The 19,549-nt window shown below is 43.8% G+C and carries 18 protein-coding genes and 1 pseudogene; 18 read left to right on the top strand and 1 reads right to left on the bottom strand.

Annotated features, from left to right (window positions below; genetic code table 11):
* Positions 1 to 141: 141 nt before the first annotated feature.
* The 13 genes from gmk (at position 142) to spoVM (ending at position 12,846) form a co-directional block, all read left to right on the top strand.
* Positions 142 to 759, top strand: coding sequence for a guanylate kinase (gene gmk, locus N1I80_RS16480; protein ID WP_340738928.1), 618 nt, complete (start codon positions 142 to 144; stop codon positions 757 to 759).
* 3 nt (positions 760 to 762) lie between these two features.
* Positions 763 to 987, top strand: a complete 225-nt coding sequence (gene rpoZ / locus N1I80_RS16475) for a DNA-directed RNA polymerase subunit omega (protein WP_340738927.1) — start codon at positions 763 to 765, stop codon at positions 985 to 987.
* Between the two features lie 128 nt (positions 988 to 1,115).
* Positions 1,116 to 2,333 carry a bifunctional phosphopantothenoylcysteine decarboxylase/phosphopantothenate--cysteine ligase CoaBC gene (gene coaBC / locus N1I80_RS16470; protein ID WP_340738926.1) on the top strand — a complete coding sequence of 406 codons (1,218 nt, stop codon included), beginning with the start codon at positions 1,116 to 1,118 and terminating at the stop codon, positions 2,331 to 2,333.
* Entirely contained in the window at positions 2,323 to 4,734 is a 2,412-nt protein-coding gene (gene priA / locus N1I80_RS16465; RefSeq protein WP_340738925.1) for a primosomal protein N', read from the top strand. The genes coaBC and priA overlap by 11 nt, the downstream gene beginning before the upstream one ends.
* 19 nt (positions 4,735 to 4,753) lie before the next feature.
* Positions 4,754 to 5,260 carry a peptide deformylase gene (gene def, locus N1I80_RS16460; protein WP_340738924.1) on the top strand — a complete coding sequence of 169 codons (507 nt, stop codon included), beginning with the start codon at positions 4,754 to 4,756 and terminating at the stop codon, positions 5,258 to 5,260.
* A complete protein-coding gene (gene fmt, locus N1I80_RS16455; RefSeq protein ID WP_340738923.1) occupies positions 5,253 to 6,194 on the top strand; it encodes a methionyl-tRNA formyltransferase in 942 nt (313 codons plus the stop codon). The genes def and fmt overlap by 8 nt, the downstream gene beginning before the upstream one ends.
* Entirely contained in the window at positions 6,191 to 7,543 is a 1,353-nt protein-coding gene (rsmB, locus tag N1I80_RS16450) for a 16S rRNA (cytosine(967)-C(5))-methyltransferase RsmB (RefSeq protein WP_340738922.1), read from the top strand. Before fmt ends, rsmB begins: the two co-directional genes overlap by 4 nt.
* 192 nt (positions 7,544 to 7,735) lie before the next feature.
* On the top strand, positions 7,736 to 8,494 hold the full coding sequence (locus tag N1I80_RS16445; RefSeq protein ID WP_340738921.1) for a Stp1/IreP family PP2C-type Ser/Thr phosphatase: 759 nt from the start codon (positions 7,736 to 7,738) through the stop codon (positions 8,492 to 8,494).
* Entirely contained in the window at positions 8,491 to 10,470 is a 1,980-nt protein-coding gene (gene pknB, locus N1I80_RS16440; protein WP_340738920.1) for a Stk1 family PASTA domain-containing Ser/Thr kinase, read from the top strand. Before N1I80_RS16445 ends, pknB begins: the two co-directional genes overlap by 4 nt.
* 14 nt (positions 10,471 to 10,484) lie before the next feature.
* A complete protein-coding gene (rsgA, locus tag N1I80_RS16435; protein ID WP_340738919.1) occupies positions 10,485 to 11,378 on the top strand; it encodes a ribosome small subunit-dependent GTPase A in 894 nt (297 codons plus the stop codon).
* Positions 11,371 to 12,039 carry a ribulose-phosphate 3-epimerase gene (gene rpe, locus N1I80_RS16430; RefSeq protein WP_340738918.1) on the top strand — a complete coding sequence of 223 codons (669 nt, stop codon included), beginning with the start codon at positions 11,371 to 11,373 and terminating at the stop codon, positions 12,037 to 12,039. The genes rsgA and rpe overlap by 8 nt, the downstream gene beginning before the upstream one ends.
* Positions 12,036 to 12,689, top strand: coding sequence for a thiamine diphosphokinase (locus N1I80_RS16425; protein ID WP_340738917.1), 654 nt, complete (start codon positions 12,036 to 12,038; stop codon positions 12,687 to 12,689). Before rpe ends, N1I80_RS16425 begins: the two co-directional genes overlap by 4 nt.
* Positions 12,690 to 12,702: 13 nt before the next feature.
* Positions 12,703 to 12,846 (top strand): stage V sporulation protein SpoVM, encoded by a 144-nt coding sequence (spoVM, locus tag N1I80_RS16420; protein ID WP_340738916.1) that lies wholly within the window; start codon positions 12,703 to 12,705, stop codon positions 12,844 to 12,846.
* Between the two features lie 153 nt (positions 12,847 to 12,999).
* On the opposite strand, the gene rpmB is transcribed toward spoVM, so the two are convergent.
* Positions 13,000 to 13,188: a 50S ribosomal protein L28 gene (gene rpmB, locus N1I80_RS16415; RefSeq protein ID WP_239388865.1), complete on the bottom strand. Its 189-nt coding sequence runs from the start codon at positions 13,186 to 13,188 to the stop codon at positions 13,000 to 13,002.
* 462 nt (positions 13,189 to 13,650) lie between these two features.
* Here rpmB and N1I80_RS16410 point away from each other — a divergent pair, with 462 nt between their 5' ends.
* The 5 genes and pseudogenes from N1I80_RS16410 to recG form a co-directional block, all read left to right on the top strand.
* Positions 13,651 to 14,013 (top strand): Asp23/Gls24 family envelope stress response protein, encoded by a 363-nt coding sequence (locus N1I80_RS16410; RefSeq protein WP_340738915.1) that lies wholly within the window; start codon positions 13,651 to 13,653, stop codon positions 14,011 to 14,013.
* 18 nt (positions 14,014 to 14,031) lie between these two features.
* Entirely contained in the window at positions 14,032 to 15,699 is a 1,668-nt protein-coding gene (locus tag N1I80_RS16405) for a DAK2 domain-containing protein (protein WP_340738914.1), read from the top strand.
* 140 nt (positions 15,700 to 15,839) lie between these two features.
* Positions 15,840 to 16,502 carry an L-serine ammonia-lyase, iron-sulfur-dependent subunit beta gene (sdaAB, locus tag N1I80_RS16400; RefSeq protein ID WP_340738913.1) on the top strand — a complete coding sequence of 221 codons (663 nt, stop codon included), beginning with the start codon at positions 15,840 to 15,842 and terminating at the stop codon, positions 16,500 to 16,502.
* 15 nt (positions 16,503 to 16,517) lie between these two features.
* Entirely contained in the window at positions 16,518 to 17,426 is a 909-nt protein-coding gene (gene sdaAA, locus N1I80_RS16395; RefSeq protein WP_340738912.1) for an L-serine ammonia-lyase, iron-sulfur-dependent, subunit alpha, read from the top strand.
* Positions 17,371 to 19,455 (top strand): annotated as a pseudogene (recG, locus tag N1I80_RS16390) (ATP-dependent DNA helicase RecG); the annotation flags it as partial. The gene sdaAA and the pseudogene recG, both read left to right, overlap by 56 nt.
* Positions 19,456 to 19,549: the final 94 nt, after the last annotated feature.

The raw sequence follows: 19,549 nt of genomic DNA, 5'->3' as shown, positions 1-19,549 counted from the left end.
AATTCGTTTTGTCCCATTTTACCACTCTATGCGTGTGATATGGTATAATACGTTAAGAATTGTTTTGATCGAAAAGATCGGGGCAGGCATGTTTGCGTCGAATGATCACCGCAAAACAGACTAGATAAGAAGAGGGATTGCATGTACAAAAAACGTGGGCTTTTGATTGTTCTGTCCGGCCCTTCTGGTGTAGGGAAAGGGACAGTGCGCAAAGAGCTTTTTTCTCAACCAGATACGAACTATGAATACTCCATATCGATGACGACTCGAAGTCCACGTCAAGGTGAAGTGGATGGAGCTGATTATTTCTTCAAATCGAGAGCTGAATTTGAGCAACTCATTGAAGAAGGCAAGCTGCTGGAGTATGCCGAATATGTGGGCAATTATTATGGCACGCCGCTTGACTATGTCAATGCTACATTAGATGCGGGGAGAGATGTTTTCCTTGAAATTGAAGTAGTAGGGGCAGCACAAGTACGTGCGAAAGTTCCAGATGGTCTGTTCATATTCCTGGCGCCGCCGAGTTTGTCTGAACTGGAAGACCGCCTTGTAGGTAGGGGAACAGAGGCAGCAGATGTTATTGCGACTCGTATTGCGAAGGCGCGAGAAGAACTTGAAATGATGAACTTATACGATTATGTTGTCGAAAATGATGAAGTTTCAAATGCCTGTGATCGAGTCAATGCCATTGTATTAGCAGAGCATTGCCGTAGAGAACGTGTAGAAAAACGCTACTTACTTATGCTGGAGGGGGAATAAATTATGTTAACACCAACACTCGATTCATTAAAAGAACAAGTCGATTCTAAATACACACTGGTTACACTTGCTTCAAAACGCGCACGTGAAATGCAGGAAGAGGGAACACGACTTCTCACTTCATATAAATCACATAAAAACGTTGGGAAAGCACTTGAAGAAGTTGCAGCTGGCGTATTGTCAAAAGCAAAACAAGATGACTCCATCATTTACGAAGACGAAGTATAATAGAATTTTTTTCTCTAGGCTCCGGGCGCCAGACGCCCTACGCTTTTCTATTTAAAATAGCCATACGTCATACTCCCTTAGAAACGAATTTTCTTTGGGAGTTTGTCATTTTAGAAAGGATGAGGACAGTGTTAGTAAACAAAAAAATCCTCCTTTGTGTTACTGGTGGAATTGCGGTTTATAAAGCGGTTGCACTTGTGAGTAAGTTATCGCAGGCAGGGGCACATGTGAAGGTAATCATGACGGAGTCGGCACAGCAATTTGTCACGCCGCTGACTTTCCAAGCGATGTCTCGCAATGATGTATTTATTGATACGTTTGATGAAAAAGATTCTCGTGTCATTGCGCATATCGATTTGGCTGATTGGGCTGACCTTGTTGTGGTTGCTCCGGCAACAGCAAATGTCATTGGGAAACTAGCAAACGGCATTGCGGATGATATGGTCACGACGACATTATTAGCGACAACAGCTGAAGTGTGGATAGCACCTGCTATGAATGTTCATATGTATGAAAATAAAGCGGTTATACGCAATATAAATACTTTGCACGAGGACGGTTACCGCTTCATCGAACCATCTGAGGGCTTTTTGGCATGTGGTTATGTAGGTAAAGGGCGTTTAGAAGAGCCGGAAAAAATTGTGGAACTGATTACGCAACGATTTACAACAACGAAAAACCTGCCGTTGTCTGGCAAAAAAGTTATTGTCACTGCTGGTCCGACACGTGAACGGATTGACCCGGTTCGCTACGTATCGAATTTCTCTAGTGGCAAAATGGGCTATGCGATGGCAGAAGCAGCTGCAGCCCTTGGAGCAGAAACGGTGCTTATTTCTGGACCAGTTGGACTGGATAAGCCTGTTGGTATGACGGTTATCGACGTAGAAAGTGCAGCCGAAATGCTGGAGGCAGTGCGTGCACAATTCGATAATGCCGATATTGTTGTGAAATCAGCTGCTGTTGCTGATTATCGCCCAAAAGATATTCATCCAGAAAAGATGAAGAAGCAAGTGGGAGACTCGGTCATTGAGCTCGAACGAACGACTGATATTTTAAAGACAATGGGTGGCATTAAAACTGACCAAATTCTCGTAGGCTTTGCTGCGGAAACGACGAATGCAGTTGGCTATGGTGCGGGGAAATTAGAAAGTAAAAACTTAGATTACGTTATTGTCAATGATGTCACGGACCCGAATGGAGGATTTGGCAGTGATACAAACGTTGTTACACTGTTATCCAAACGTGGTACACATCAACCATTCCAAGCGATGGCAAAAAAAGAATTGGCAAAAGTGCTATTTGAAGCGATTCTGAAAGAAGAAAGTGAACAGCTCAATGATCGCTGAAATCATTGTCGACGTGTCGGCTTATCCGATTGATCGGCCGTTCGATTATCTTGTACCCGACACGATGGTAGCTGTCATTGAAGCGGGTATCCGTGTGAAAGTACCGTTTGGCCCGAGGAAAGTGCTAGGCTATGTGACTGCATTAAAAGAAGAGAGCGGACTTGATGTAGCCAAATTGAAGCCGATTGATGAATTGATAGATTTAGAACCAGTGATTTCTGCGGAGCTACTAGACTTATCACGTTGGTTAGCAACGCAAACATTGGCCTATGAAATTGATGCGCTACAGGTGATGCTACCAGCCGCTATGCGTGCGAAATATGAAAAATTCATCGTTGTTGAGGCACCAGAGCGTATTGAAGATGAGGATTTTCGACAATTTCTTGCAGGGAGGCAACGAGTTTCATTGAAAGAAGCCGACCAATTAGGTCTGCTAAAAACAGTGAAACACTATGCTGAACAAGGCATTATTACAGTCGACACAACTGTCAATCAAAAAACGGCTGTCAAAAAAGTACGCATGATTCAAATCGCGAGTGATGAAACACTGCAAACGGTGCTCGACACCATTTCTGCCAATGCGAAAAAGCAAATTGAATTGCTGCATTGGATGAAAGACCATGCGGGACAGGTGATACTGGCGAAACAACTGATGGAGCAATCGGGTATTCAGCCTGCTGTGTTAAAAGCGGTTATTGAAAGAGGGGCTGCTTCAGAAGAATACGCTGAAGTATACCGGGAGCCGGAAGCACCACAGTTGAAAGATACAGCTATTCCTGTGGAACTGACCGAAGAGCAACGTATTGCGCTTGAGGCGATTAGAAATACTACAGATCAGCAAAAAGCCGAGACGTTCCTTCTACACGGCATCACAGGCAGTGGAAAAACGGAAATCTATTTACGAGCTATTAAGCATGTGTTGGATAAAGGCCAGGAAGCAATCGTTCTTGTCCCGGAAATCTCCTTGACACCACAAATGACATCGCGTTTTAAAGAACGTTTCGGACCGCTTGTTGCAGTGATGCATAGTGGATTATCTGCTGGGGAGAAATACGATGAGTGGCGCAAAATTCAACGAGGCGAAGTCAAGGTTGTCGTTGGCGCAAGATCGGCGATATTTGCTCCGTTTGAAAATATCGGTATCATTATTCTCGATGAAGAGCATGAATCGACCTATAAGCAAGAAGATACACCACGTTACCATGCGCGAGATGTCGCCATTAAGCGGTCGGAATACTTTGGCTGTCCGGTTATTTTAGGAAGTGCGACACCGTCATTGGAATCCTATGCGCGGGCATCGAAAGGTGTCTATACATTGCTGACGTTGACTAGACGAGCAAAAGACCAGGAACTTCCTGCGGTAACAGTCGTCGATATGCGAGACGAATTAAAAAATGGCAACCGCTCGATGTTTTCATTGCCATTGGCGGAAGCGGTTCGTATTCGCTTGGCGAGAGGGGAACAGACGGTTTTATTCCTCAATAAGCGGGGGTTTTCTTCCTTCGTGTTATGTAGGGACTGTGGAACTGTTGTGGAATGTCCGAACTGTGATATATCGCTGACCTATCATCGTGCGAATGAACGGCTGAAATGCCATTACTGTGGCCATGAGGAGCATGTACCCCTTGAATGTCCACAATGTAAAAGTGATCATATCCGATTTTTTGGGACTGGTACACAAAAAGCGCAAGAAGAAATTGCGAAACTATTTCCAGAAGCACGTGTCATTCGGATGGATGTTGATACGACAAGGCAAAAAGGATCTCATGAACGGTTGTTAAGGCAATTCAGTGAAGGACAGGCGGATATTTTACTCGGGACGCAAATGATTGCCAAGGGGCTCGATTTCCCGAATATTACTTTAGTTGGTGTACTGGCGGCTGATACGACGCTACATTTAGCCGATTTCCGTGCTGCGGAAAAGACATTTCAGCTCATGACGCAAGTGAGTGGACGAGCAGGTCGCCATGAATTGCCTGGAGAGGTTTTTATTCAAACGTATTCTCCAGAGCATTACGCTATCGAGTTGGCAAAAGCCCAACACTACGAACCCTTTTATCATTTGGAGATGGCGGCAAGGAAGCAATATGGCTACCCGCCCTTTTATTTTTTTACACTTGTCCAGTTCACGCATGAAGATTTGCTGAAAGTAGCTGACTTTGCGGATAAGGGGGCTAGGTTCCTAAAAGGGAACTTATCGCCAAACACCGTCATTATCGGTCCAACCGCGGCTGCCATTAGCCGTGTCAATAATAGATATCGTTACCAATGTTTGATAAAATACAAAAAAGAGCCAAAGTTGACAGAAACGCTGCAACAGCTCATTAAATACTACCGCACAGACTGGATTAAAGCAGGTTTAATAATGACCGTTGACGTTGAACCAGTGTCTATTTATTAAAGTGAAAAGAGGAATTGAATTGGCAATACGTAAAATTGTGGAGCATCCAGCACCGGTGCTTAAGCAAATGTGTGAAGAAGTTGTAAAATTTGATAAGAAGCTAGCAAACCTTTTAGATGATATGTATGACACGATGGTCGCGGCGGATGGCGTAGGACTCGCCGCACCACAAATTGGCAAGGCAGTACGAGTTGCCATTGTTGATATGGGCGAAGGACAGGACGTCATTGAAATGGTCAATCCTGTTGTGACAGCTATCGGAGGTTCTGAAGTTGAAATTGAGGGCTGCCTTAGCTTCCCAGGTTTATATGGCGAAGTAGAAAGACCGTTTTTTGTCCGTGTGGAAGCACAGGAGCGGGATGGTTCCTTGTACGAAATTGAAGCGGAAGATTATGAAGCGAGAGCGATTCTTCATGAAGTCGATCATTTGAATGGTGTGTTATTCGATTCGAAAATTATCCGAATCGTCGATCCAGCTGAATTCGAAGAAATGGATGAGGAAGAGGAGGCGAGTGACCATGACTAATATCGTCTTTATGGGAACCCCTGAATTTTCAGTGTCAGTACTTACGATGCTACATAATGAAGGTCATACAATCTCGGCGGTTGTCACGCAACCCGATCGACCAGTTGGACGTAAACGTGTTTTGACGCCTCCACCTGTAAAAGTAGAGGCACTTCGACTCGGCTTACCGATTATTCAGCCTGAAAAATTAACGGGCTCAAGTGAATTAGCAGAAATTATTGCACTCAAACCAGATCTTATCGTCACCGCAGCCTTTGGTCAGATTTTACCGAAGAAATTGTTGGAAGTACCAAAGCTTGGTTGCATTAATGTCCATGCTTCTTTATTGCCAAAATATCGCGGCGGCGCACCCATCCATCAGTCGATTATGGACGGGGAAACAGAAACAGGTGTGACGATTATGTATATGGTTGAAAAATTAGATGCAGGCGATATCATTTCACAAGTCGTTGTGCCGATTGCAGATACAGACCACACGGGACTGCTGTTTGAGGAATTGTCTGTGGCGGGAACAAAGCTCTTACAAGAAACACTTCCTTCTATAGTAGACGGCACAAATAACAAAACGGTCCAAGATGAATCACTGGTGACATTTGCGCGCAATATCTCTCGCGAACAAGAACGCATTGATTGGTCAAAAGGCGGTAAAGCCATCTATGATCAAGTTCGTGGACTTCATCCATGGCCAGTTGCTTATACGACGATTCAAGGTGAGAACGTCAAAGTATGGTGGAGCGAAAAAGTTGCTACACAAGTAGAAGCAGAACCAGGCACAATTATTAAGATTGAACCCGATCGAATTATCGTCAAAGCAGGTGACGACGTCGCGATTGCGATAACGGATCTCCAACCAGCCGGAAAAAAACGGATGCCAGCAGATGTTTTTGTTCGTGGAACTGGATCGAAATGGAACGAAGGGGACCGATTTGAATGAATAGTAGACCGAAAAAGAAAATCTGGAACGGCAATGTCCGTGACGCAGCACTATCTATTTTAATGGAAATCAATAATAACCAAGCATACAGTAATCTATTGCTACATCGAACGATTGAGAAATACGGTATTGAAACGAAAGACCGCGGGTTATTGACGGAATTGACATATGGTACATTGCAACATCGTATGGCGCTTGACTATTATCTTGAACCTTTTGTCCGTGGGAAACTGGATGGCTGGGTACGAGAATTACTTAGAATGTCGCTGTATCAAATTGTTTATTTAACAAAAATTCCACCACATGCGGTTGTTCATGAAGCAGTAGAAATTGCAAAAAGACGCGGCCATAAACGCATTGCACCAACGGTCAACGGCATTCTTCGTTCCGTTTTACGGAAAGGCGTTCGTTCGTTGGATGATATGTCGGATGGCATCGCAAAAACAGCGATTGAAACAAGTCACCCTGAATGGCTCATCAAGCGCTGGAGTGAACAATTTGGCGAAGAGGAAGCTGCGATTATGGCACACGAAAACAATAATCCACCTGCAATGACGGTTCGTGTCAATACAGCCAAAATAACAGTCGCTGAAGCGATTGCCTCACTTGAAGCAGAGGGCATTGAAGTGGGAACAGGTGAAGTTGTCCCAGAATGTATCGTTTCCATCAATAGTAATCCGGCGAATACAGATGCCTTTAAAAAGGGCTGGATTACCATTCAAGATGAAAGCTCCATGCTTCCGGTATTAGCATTAGATGTCCAGCCCGGCATGAAAGTACTCGATATGTGTGCAGCACCGGGAGGGAAAACGACACATATTGCTGAGAAGATGAACGATACGGGCGAAGTGTTCGCGCATGATATCCACGAACATAAGCTGGCACTTATAGAAGCCAACGCTAACCGACTAGGCCTAACATCCATTCAAGCGAAAAGTGGCGATAGCCGAAAACTGACAGAGCTATACGAGGCAGCTTCCTTCGACCGCATTCTCGTCGACGCACCATGTAGTGGTCTAGGCGTTATTCGTAGGAAGCCTGAGATTAAGTACAATAAGACGGAAGCTGATTTCAACGGTCTCGTACAAATCCAATCAGACCTACTTGACACCGCACGTAAATTAATCAAACCAGATGGCATCATCGTCTATAGTACGTGTACAGTAGAGTATATGGAAAACCGTGGCATGGTCGAACGTTTCTTGGCACGCCATTCGGATATGGAAAAAATCCCATTGGCTCAGTTGAATGAAATCGACAAATTAGCAATCGAAGACAACACACTCCAAGTACTACCACAACACTTCGGCAGCGACGGATTCTTCGTAGCCGCTTTCCGTAAAAAATAACACTAAGTATGTTGAATGTTTGATTTGTAATTATTTTCTAACGAAGGCGCCTTACTGGGGTCGCCGAAGCGATAAGACTGCCAGTGGTTTTCTGGCCGGCTTATCGCGGGAGGCATCCCCAAGCGTCGAGCGAATTTCAATGGAATCACTTAATTTCGCAGAGAACTCGAAACAACCAAGGGGGGATGGACGTTGCAATTCGAAATCTTATCAGACGTAGGTAGGAAAAGAACAGTCAATGAGGACAGTGCCGCCGTCTTCACACTACCAAATGGCATTATTCTTGCCGTTATGGCAGATGGCATGGGTGGTCATCTCGGAGGCGATTATGCAAGTTCGACAGCCATTCAAGTAATTGGTGAACAATTTATGAAGCTTGACAGCACCAGCTTCGAAGAAGAGCAGCACTGGGCGGAATGGCTTCGAGAAGTTGTCAATCATGTCAACAGATTACTCTATAACGAAGCCAATGAAAACGAGGATTTAAAAGGGATGGGCACAACATTAGAGGCGGCGCTTATACGTGAGCAAAGCTGTTTAATATCCCATACAGGTGATAGCCGTGTTTATGCCATCAATGATAATGGAATTCTTCAAGTGACACGTGACCATTCCTATGTCAATGTTCTACTGGATAGTGGGGAGATTACTGAAGAAGAAGCAGCAGTTCATCCTCAAAAAAATTGGATTATGAAAGCAATTGGTTCTGAAAAGACCATTGAACCTGATCATTATTCAATTGAATTGAATGATAAATCCTATTTATTATTATGTACAGATGGTCTCAGCAATAAAGTTGATGAGCAGTTAATACAAGAAGTTATTTTAGCTGATACAACACTACGTGACAAAGTGAAAAAACTAGTAGATTTAGCAAATCAGATGGGAGGAGAAGATAATATCTCCGTCATTTTGATTGATTCTACTAAAATGGAGGTGAATCATCCATGATTGGAAGTAGAATCGGAGAACGTTATGAGATACTGAAAAGTATTGGTGACGGAGGCATGTCGAAAGTCTATTTAGCGCACGACATGATTCTTAATCGAGATGTGGCCATCAAAGTTTTGAACTATGATTTTGCTAATGAAGAAGAGCTGAAACGTAGATTTCAGCGGGAAGCACTTTCTGCGACAAGTCTAACGCATCCACACATCGTCGATATTTTTGATGTAGGGGAAGAAGGAGAACTTCTTTATCTCGTGATGGAGTATGTCGAGGGACAGACATTGAAGAAGTTCATTCAAACAAACGGTCCATTAGCGCCTAAACAGGCATTGCCAATTATGCGGCAACTCGTTTCAGCTATTTCCAATGCCCATCATAATGGTATTGTTCACCGTGATATTAAGCCGCAAAATATTTTGATGGATGCAGAAGGTAATTTGAAAATTACCGATTTCGGAATTGCGATGGCACTGAGTGCAACGGCACATACGAAAACGAATTCAGTCATTGGTACAGTCCACTATTTATCCCCTGAGCAAGCACGCGGTGGGATGGCGACGAAGAAATCCGATATTTATTCGCTAGGCATCGTTTTTTATGAATTGTTGACGGGTGAATTGCCGTTTTCGGCGGAGACAGCTGTTGCGATTGCATTGAAGCATTTACAGGAAGAAACGCCTTCTGTTCGGGAGTTATTCCCGTCCATTCCGCAAAGTGTTGAAAATATTATTTTGAAAGCGACAACAAAAGACGCTGGGCATCGTTATCGTTCGGCGGATGAAATGTATGATGATTTACTGACAGCATTATCACCGGAACGGGCAACAGAACCGAAATTTAGCGTGCCATTTGATGATGATCGGACACAAGCTATTCCAATTGTAAAAGAAGTATCCAAATTTGAAGTTGTTGAAAAGGTTCAAAAAATAGAGCCAGTTGTCGTTGAAACACCTCAAGCACCTGTCAAAAAGCGCAAAAAATGGCCTTTCATCGTCGGGGGAATTGCTGGGGCAGTTATCCTAGCTCTTCTATTGTTGCTGTTGCCAAGTCTATTAGGCCCTAAAATGGAGACTATTCCAGATGTAACAGGGGAAGAAGTAGCGAAAGCAATAGAGATGCTGGAGGAAAAAGGCTTTAAAGTGGATGAAAGAAATGAAGAGCCATCGGAAGAATTTGACAAGGGGCAAGTCATTCGCACCCTCCCAGAAGCTGAAAAGAGCCAAGAGGTCGGTTCCTCGGTTACTTTATATATTAGTACAGGAAAACAAATGACTACACTTAATGATTATAGAGGGCAAGGCTATGAGCAAGTGGCTGACTTTTTGTCGAAACAAGGCTTTCAAGTAGCTGACCCTAAAGAAATATTTGCGGATGAAGAACCAGGTACCATTTTGGAACAGGATCCGGTAGCGGATACTGAAGTAGTGCCAGAGGAAACGAGCGTACTGTTTACGATTAGTAAAGGGAAAGAACTTCTAAAGCTTGACAATCTAGTAGGACTCGATCAACAAGCATTGAATGACTACATGAAGGCAACTGGGTTCAAGATTACCGTCAAAGAAGAGCATCATGCCACGGTGCCTGCGGGGCAAGTGATTAGACAAAGTCCTCGACAGGGAGCTGATATGGAAAAGGGAGCCGAAGTGGAAGTTGCTTTGTCGAAAGGCCAAGAGAAAAAGCCAATGAAGACCACTTACTATAAGGTTACAATCGACTATACACCTCAAGAGGTTGACGAGTACGAAGTCGATGAAGAGGGCAATTGGATAGAACCTGAACTAGTCCCACAAGAGGTTAAAATCTATGTTCAAGATAAGTCGAATAATATGGCTAAACCCGTAGAGGTTTTCACAATTATGGAGAATACAACGAAGCAGATTAAAATTGAACTAGAAGAAGGTCAGTCTGGGGCTTATATGATTACACGTGATGGCAATATTATTATTGAAGAATCAGTCGAATACAATGACGAACAATAGAAAGAAGGTATTGGATGCCAGAGGGACAAATTAGAAAAGCGATTAGCGGATTTTATTATGTAGAACAGGATGGGCAATTGATTCAATGTAAGAGCCGTGGGGTGTTCAGAAAACGTGGTATCCACCCTCTCGTTGGAGATATTGTCACATATGTGCCGGACGGTGATAATGATGCGCTCATTACAGCTGTTCATGAGCGTCGCAATGAGCTCGTGCGTCCGCCGATTTCGAATATTGACCAGGCGCTACTTGTCTTTTCGATGGTAGAGCCTACATTTAGCCCGCATCTGCTGGATCGATTTCTTGTAGTCGTTGAATCATTTGGCGTAAAGCCGGTGATTTGCTTGACGAAAAAGGATCTTGCTGATGAGGAAGAACTTAAAAATGTCGCGGTAACTGCAGCCTACTATGAAAAAATCGGGTATGATGTGATAGAAACCTTTATTGATGATGAGTCCCTTTCGGAAATGCTTCGACCTTATTTAGAAGGCAAAACAACCGTTTTGGCGGGGCAGTCAGGTGTTGGTAAATCGACTTTATTAAATACAGTGTTGCCGATGCTTGCATTAAAAACCGGTGAGATTTCAGAAGCACTTGGTCGTGGGAAGCATACGACACGACATGTCGAGTTGCTGGAGGTTGCAGGGGGGCTTGTTGCGGATACGCCGGGCTTTAGCTCGCTCGATTTTGATCATATTGACAAGGAGCAATTATCCCATTACTTTGTGGATATGGATGAGTTATCTGCGCTATGTAAATTCCGAGGATGTCTGCATGTAAAAGAGCCTAAGTGTGCAGTGAAAGAGCAGGTGGAAGCGGGCGAAATGCCGCGTCACCGCTATGAAAACTACTTGCAATTTATGCAAGAAATATTAGACAGGAAGCCGAGGTACGACAAGCATGATTAAAATAGCACCTTCCATTTTAGCAGCAGACTTTTCAAAACTTGCTGACGAGGTAAGAGAAGTAGAAGCAGCAGGAGCAGAGCTGATTCATATCGATGTCATGGACGGCCATTTTGTTCCAAATATTACAATGGGGCCAATTGTTGTAGAGGCACTTAGACCGGTAACAAAATTACCGTTAGATGTTCACTTGATGATTAGTAACCCTGACGCGTATATTGAGCAATTTGCGAAAGCGGGAGCAGATTACATCACGGTTCATGTGGAAGCGTGTCCGCATTTACACCGCACACTGCAATTCATAAAATCGCTAGGCGTCAACTCGGGTGTCGTATTGAATCCACATACACCAATTGAAACGATTCAACATGTTCTTGAAGAAGTAGACATGGTGTTGTTTATGACGGTGAATCCAGGATTCGGCGGTCAGAAATTCATCCATTCCGTCCTTCCGAAAGTAAAACAATTAGCGGATATTATTCGTGAGCGTAATTTGTCGATTGAAATTGAAATCGATGGCGGTGTTAATGAAGAAACGATTATTCCATGTGTCGAAGCGGGAGCAACCATTCTTGTTGCGGGATCGGCTGTCTTTAATGCGCCTGACCGTGCGGCAGCTCTACAGCGCATCAAGTTAGCGGGTGAAGGTGCGCTAAGAAAATGACAGTTGCCGTCATTTGTGCGGGAGGGCCTCACTCGGAAATTGTGGATATGAAGGAATTTTTGCAAGAGGACACGGTATTCATCGGCGCGGACAGAGGAGCCTTACACCTGTTGCAACAAGGGATTACTCCGCATGAAGCTGTCGGTGATTTCGATTCAGTAACAATTAATGAATACAATCAAATTGTCGCGGCTGTTCATAAGGTTGGACGGTTTCGTTCAGAGAAGAATGAAACCGACACGGAGCTAGCGGTTGACTGTGCGCTCACATATAACCCTGAACGCGTTATTTTAACAGGTGTTACGGGCGGAAGGCTGGATCATATGGAATCAGCTCTCCACCTGTTATACCGGCTTCAGATGAAGCATAAAGAGATTCGATTTTCGATACGCAATACGACAAATGAGTTATCCATCCTTACTACAGGCAATCATGCGTGTGCACGTGATGAGCGTTTCCCCTACATATCTTTTTTTCCTTTTGGTGGAGATGTTTTAGGTCTAACACTCACTGGTTTTAAATACGAAACACTAGATGCTAGACTAGAAACAGGCATGACGAGATTTACGAGTAATGAAACCGCGGCAGAAGTCTGTACTATCTCATTCCATCAGGGCATATGCTTAATGGTAAGGAGTTCAGATTCCTGAAAGGAGTGGGGAATTGCGCGTTTATACATTTACGATGCCAAAAGTTGTGAGTGGTTTCGTTCGGAAGTGCTTGGTTGTCTTTCAAAAAGAGGAACCGGCAAAAGCTACTGCAAGTAACAAACCTAAAAAAAAGAGAAAAGAAAAAACACCAGGCTGAAGCAATTCAGCCTGGTGTTTTATTTCCCGTTCGTATCTAGTATAAAGACGCTAGAAATCAATTGCGCCTCGGCGTAATTACGTCGAGATTTTGAATTGTGCAATACATAATTCAAAATCCCTGACATCCGCCGGAGGCTAAATTTGATTTAAGTTAAACGCGTTGAACTTTACCTGATTTAAGGGCTCTTGCAGAGACCCATACACGTTTAGGTTTACCGTTAACGAGAATACGGACTTTTTGAAGGTTCGCACCCCAAGTACGTCTGCTAGAGTTCAGCGCGTGTGAACGCGTGTTTCCAGTACGGGCTTTGCGACCTGTAATAACACATTCTTTAGCCATAGTTAGTACCTCCTTGCGAATGATGATTAAGCGATTTACTTGTTATTCGCATACCATAATAATGTAACATATGATATACGGTGTTGCAACCTTTTTTACGACATCTTTCAAGGTAAATGCCTTTACACGCTATTTAAGTTCGAAGTTATGCACAGTGTATTAAGGAAACTGGTTGCTATATGTATCTGTTACCTTCATTAAACTGAATGCATATATTATGTTGGAATTTGTTAATGCACGGAATTGCTGCCCATTTGTACACGCCTACTGTGAAAGTAAGAAGAATGGGCGAGCCTATTTATTCTTACGGAAATTTTATCATGAATAATTCGCCGACAGTGAACCGAAAATGATCCAGTGAAAAACGATGCCTTTATTCAGAATACGAATGCTTTCTTTTATTATGATAGTAGGTATAGTACAATGGTGGTAAGTGAGAAAAGATGCAAGGGGGACCTAACCATGTCAATCGAAGTGAAAAATGAATATGGCAAAATCGATATTACAAACGATGTTATCGCTCAAGTAGTTGGCGAAGCGACGATTGAATGTTACGGCATTGTCGGTATGGCTTCAAGGCATCAGATTCGAGATGGACTGACAGAAATTCTTCGGAAAGAAAGTTTTGCCCGTGGCGTCATTGTCCGAAACGTTGGAGAAGATACGCATATTGATATGTATGTCATTGTAGGATATGGTACTAAAATCTCAGAAGTGGCCTACCAAGTTCAATCGAAGGTAAAGTATACATTGAAAAAGACCGTTGGCATGACTGTTAAATCGGTTAATATTTTTGTCCAGGGAGTCCGAGTGACTAACCTGTAGAAGGAGGAAGTAATTTTAATGAAGTCCATAGATGGTTTAAAGTTTGCAGAAATGATCAAGATGGGTGCTCACCATCTCTATCAAAATGCTGACTATGTTGATTCGCTTAACGTTTTCCCAGTGCCAGACGGTGATACGGGTACAAATATGAATTTGTCCATGTCATCAGGAGCTAAAGAAACGGAAGAAAACGCCGTTGCCCACCTAGGTCAGACTGCGCATGCATTGTCGAAAGGTTTGCTTATGGGCGCGCGTGGTAATTCAGGCGTTATTTTGTCACAATTATTCCGTGGTTTTGGAAAATCTGTTGAAAATGAATCGACAGTCGATGGTGAGAAATTTGCAGCTGCTTTGAAATATGGTGTGGAAACAGCTTATAAAGCGGTGATGAAGCCAGTTGAAGGAACAATTCTAACGGTTGCCAAAGATGCTGCAAATGTTGGTGTGGAAAAAGCTGCAACAACGGATGATATCATCACAGTAATGGAAGCGATTGTCGAAGAATCAAAAGCTTCGCTTGAGCGGACACCGGATTTATTGGCAGTTTTAAAAGAAGTAGGCGTCGTAGATAGTGGCGGTCAAGGTCTCGTTTATGTATACGAGGGTTTTTTAGCATGCTTAAAAGGTGAAGAGTTACCAGAAAGAACCATCGCTAGCTCGATGGATGATTTAGTGAATGCTGAGCATCACCGTAGCGTTCAAGGATTTATGAATACGGAAGATATTGAGTTCGGCTATTGTACGGAATTTATGGTAAAGTTTGAGGCCGATAAATTAGCAACGAATCCATATGACGAATCTGATTTCCGACAAGGCCTAAGCCAATATGGTGATTCGTTACTTGTCATTTCCGATGAAGAAGTTGCCAAAGTACATATTCACACAGAAGAACCGGGCGACGCATTGAATTATGGGCAACAATTCGGTTCGCTAATCAAGATTAAAATTGAAAATATGCGTGAACAACATATGGAAATCGTCGGGGAGAATTATTCGACACAAAACGCGGTGCAAAAAGAAGCAGTTAAACATCCTTATGCAGTTGTCACAGTTGCAATGGGAGCGGGTATTGCTGACCTATTGAGAAGTGTTGGTGCGTCTGCTGTTATTGAGGGTGGACAAACGATGAATCCATCGACGGAAGATATCGTTCAGGCGATTAAGGAAGTCGGTGCTGAACGTGTCCTCATTTTACCGAACAATAAAAATATCATCATGGCAGCTGAACAAGCAGCTGAAGTAATTGGTATCGAAGCAGCAGTTGTTCCGACGAAGACAGTTCCAGAAGGACTAGCGGCTATTCTAGCGTTCAATCCTGAAGCTGAAGTGTCCGCAAATGCAAGTGCCATGAAGGAAGCGGCATCATTCGTAAAAACGGGACAAGTTACACATGCTGTACGCGATACATCCATTGATGGTGTGGATATTAAAAAAGATGATTTCATGGGTATCTCAGGCGGGAAAATTATTATCTCGACACCTTCACTTGACGAAGCAATGAAGGCCCTTCTAACATCTTTAGTTGATGAAGACGATGAAATCGTCACAATTTTATATGGTGAAGATGTCAGTAAAGAGGATGCCTCTTCCATTGTAAACTATGTGGAGAATAACTTTAGTCACACAGAAGTTGAATTGTATGATGGGAAACAACCGTTATATCCATATATCATTTCAGTTGAATAATGTTTAAAGAAGCAGTGCACCGTATTTGAGGTGTACTGCTTCTTTAGTGATATTATCGAAATACAACATCTTTTGTTTTAAACCATTTATTCATGTAAAATGAATGAAGGTACTACTTCAATTTAAAGGGGATATATACAATGAAATTTAGATCCGTTTTTGAAATTATTGGACCGGTCATGATTGGTCCATCCTCTTCACATACTGCCGGTGCAGCAAGAATTGGTCGTGTCGCGCGTACACTTTTCGGTCGTCAGCCTGAATGGGCAAGAATCCATTTGTATGGTTCATTTGCACAAACGTATAAAGGTCATGGGACGGATGTAGCAATTATTGGGGGATTGTTAGATTACGACACATTTGACGAACGTATTAAAACGGCATTTGAAGAAGCTGCACAATTGGGGATGACATTTGAATTTATAGCTGAAGAGGAAGAAGCGGATCATCCGAATACAGCAAGACTTGTGATTGGGGATAGCGAAGGTACAATGGAGCTGACGGGTATTTCAATTGGCGGAGGAACGATGGAAGTGGTCGATTTAAACGGCTTCCCGCTACGATTATCAGGACATTATCCAGCACTTCTTGTTGTTCACGATGACCGTTCGGGTGTTATTGCAAGCGTTTCCAACGTGATTGCGAAGCAGGGCATGAATATTGCGCATATGGAAGTCGGTCGGAAAGAAAAAGGGGAAATGGCACTCATGGTCATCGAAGTCGATCAGGTGATTGACGATACATTGCTTCATGAGTTGCAATCATTATCTCACGTCACACAAGTTTCAACGTTAGCGAATTGAGGAGGGAAAACATATATGGAAATTTTATTTGGTTCGGTTAAAGAGCTTGTAGCGCTTGCGGAGTCACAGCAGAAGCCTATTTCAGAAATTATGATTGAACAAGAAATGCTTATTACGAAACGCACGCGGGAAGATATTATCGCACAGATGGATAACAATTTGACGGTTATGGAAAACGCCATCGACAGAGGCCTTCAAGGTGTTCAATCGACATCGGGCTTAACGGGTGGCGATGCCGTTCTTCTTCAAAACTATATAGCAACAGGCAAAGGTTTGTCCGGCGATTTGCTGTTGGATGCAGTTAGCAAAGCAGTCGCCACGAATGAGGTGAATGCGGCGATGGGAACAATTTGTGCAACACCAACTGCTGGTGCTGCGGGCATTGTGCCAGGAACATTGTTTGCTGTGAAAAATAAATTGAATCCAACACGTGAGCAAATGATTAACTACCTCTTTACGTCCGGCGCTTTCGGTTTTGTCGTCGCGAATAACGCATCGATTTCAGGTGCAGCAGGTGGCTGTCAGGCTGAAACGGGATCAGCAGGTTCAATGGCAGCAGCTGCTATTGTGGAAATGGCGGGAGGGACACCTCAACAAAGTGCTGAAGCATTTTCGATTGTCATGAAAAACATGCTAGGTCTTGTTTGCGACCCGGTTGCCGGACTTGTGGAAGTGCCATGTGTGAAACGTAATGCGATGGGAGCAGCTAAAGCGCTTGTTGGAGCGGATATGGCGCTTGCGGGTGTGGTTAGCCGTATTCCAACGGATGAAGTCATTGAAGCAATGCATAAAATTGGTCAATCCATGCCTTCTGCACTACGGGAAACAGCAAAAGGTGGACTGGCAGCAACGCCGACAGGCAAAGCGTTGGAAGCTAAAATCTTCGGTAAGGACAAGACAGACAGTGACATCGTCAATATATGATGCTGTCACGACGATAAAAGGAGTTGGGAAATCGACGGGTGAACAACTGGAAGCGCTCGGGATTTCCACGATTTACGACTTTGTCATGACGTTCCCGTATCGTCATGAGGATTTTAGATTGACAGATCTGACTGAAACACCACATAACGAACGGGTGACGATTGAAGGAAGGGTCGAAAGTGAGCCTTCCGTTCTTTTTTTAGGGAAAAGCAGATCCCGCCTGCAAATCCGTCTTCTTGCCGGCCGGCATCTTGTGAAGGCGGTCTTTTTCAATCAACATTATTTAAAGGATCGTCTAGCGCCTGGCATGATAGTGACGGTCACAGGGAAATGGGACCGTGGTAGACAAGTTATTAATGTTAGCAACTTTAAAGATGGACCAAAGACAGAACAAGCTGATTTTGAACCGGTGTATAGTTTGAAAGGTGTTATGCATCAAAAGACGTTTCGTCGTTTTATGCGAAACGCGTTGGATGCGGTTGTTGGGCAGCATGAAGAATCACTCCCGGTGGACGTTCGTGAGGCTTATCGTTTGCCTGGAATTGGACAGGCGCTTGAAATGATTCATTTTCCAACCAGTCCCGGGGATGTTAAGCATGCGAGAAGACGCTTTGTCTACGAGGAACTACTTATGTTTCAATTGAAAATGCTTGGCATGAAAAAAGCACGAAAAGAAGCAGAACAAGGCGTTGCCGTCGACTATGATCTTACCAAGGTGAAAGCCTTTATCACTAGCTTGCCATTTGAGCTGACCAGTGCCCAAAAGCGAGTTGTGAATGAATTATGTGCAGAATTGAAAAGTCCAACTCGGATGAATCGTCTGTTGCAAGGGGATGTTGGATCAGGGAAGACCGTTGTTGCAGCCATTGCTTTATATGCGGCCATCACGGCAGGTTTCCAAGGAGCGCTGATGGCGCCGACGGAAATCCTAGCTGAGCAGCATGCGACTTCATTGGCGGAATGGTTAGAGCCCCATGGTGTAACAGTTGCATTTTTAGCAGGCTCTACAAAAGCAAAGGCAAGAAGGGCTTTGCTTGAACAGCTAGAACTAGGTGAAATTGATTTGCTAATTGGTACGCATGCACTGATCCAACCGGATGTCATTTTTAGCAATCCCGGCTTAGTTATCACGGATGAGCAGCATCGTTTCGGTGTCGAACAACGGCGTATATTACGAGATAAAGGATTAAATCCAGACGTCTTATTCATGACAGCGACCCCGATTCCGCGAACGCTTGCCATCACTGCATTTGGTGAAATGGATGTGTCGATTTTGGATGAATTGCCTGCTGGGCGGAAGAAAATTGAGACGCATTGGTTAAAGGAAGATTCGCTACTACCCGTTTTACGCAAAATGGAAAAAGAGCTGAGTGCGGGACGTCAGGCGTATGTCATTTGTCCATTGATTGAGGAGTCCGATAAGCTGGATGTTCAAAATGCAGTAGATGTCCACGGTCAGTTGTCCACTCATTTTACCGGAAAATACAAAGTGGGACTCATGCATGGGCGTCTTCATGCGGACGATAAAGATGCGATTATGCGAGAATTTAGTGACGGGGACATCAATATCCTTGTGTCGACAACCGTCGTAGAAGTCGGTGTGAACGTACCGAATGCGACGTTTATGCTCATTTATGATGCGACAAGATTTGGACTTGCCCAGCTCCATCAATTGAGGGGGCGTGTGGGCCGTGGGGCAGATCAGTCGTATTGTGTCCTACTAGCTGATCCGAAAACAGAAGAGGGCAAAGAACGGATGCAGATCATGACCGAAACGAATGATGGTTTTGTCTTAGCGGAAAAGGATTTAGAATTAAGAGGAGCGGGCGATTTCTTTGGTAGAAAGCAAAGTGGTATGCCTGAATTTAAAGTGGCCGATCCTGTCCACGATTATAGGGCACTTGAAACTGCGAGAAAAGATGCGGAGCAACTGTTGGTATCCAATCATTTCTGGGAAGATCCCGAGTATGCCATTCTGAAGTCGCAACTGGAGCAATCGGGAGCGTTGAGTATGGAGAGATTAGACTAGACGATACGATATTGGCGCTTGGGGCTGTTTTATTGGCGTTTGTCGTCGGTTATTGGCGGTGTTCAGTCTGATATTGGCGTTTATTGGTCAGTTA

The organism is Sporosarcina sp. FSL K6-3457, assembly GCF_038007285.1.
Lineage (GTDB): Bacteria > Bacillota > Bacilli > Bacillales_A > Planococcaceae > Sporosarcina.
The sequence above is the reverse complement of the archived record's forward strand: the minus strand, read 5'-3'. Positions and strand labels throughout refer to the sequence as shown.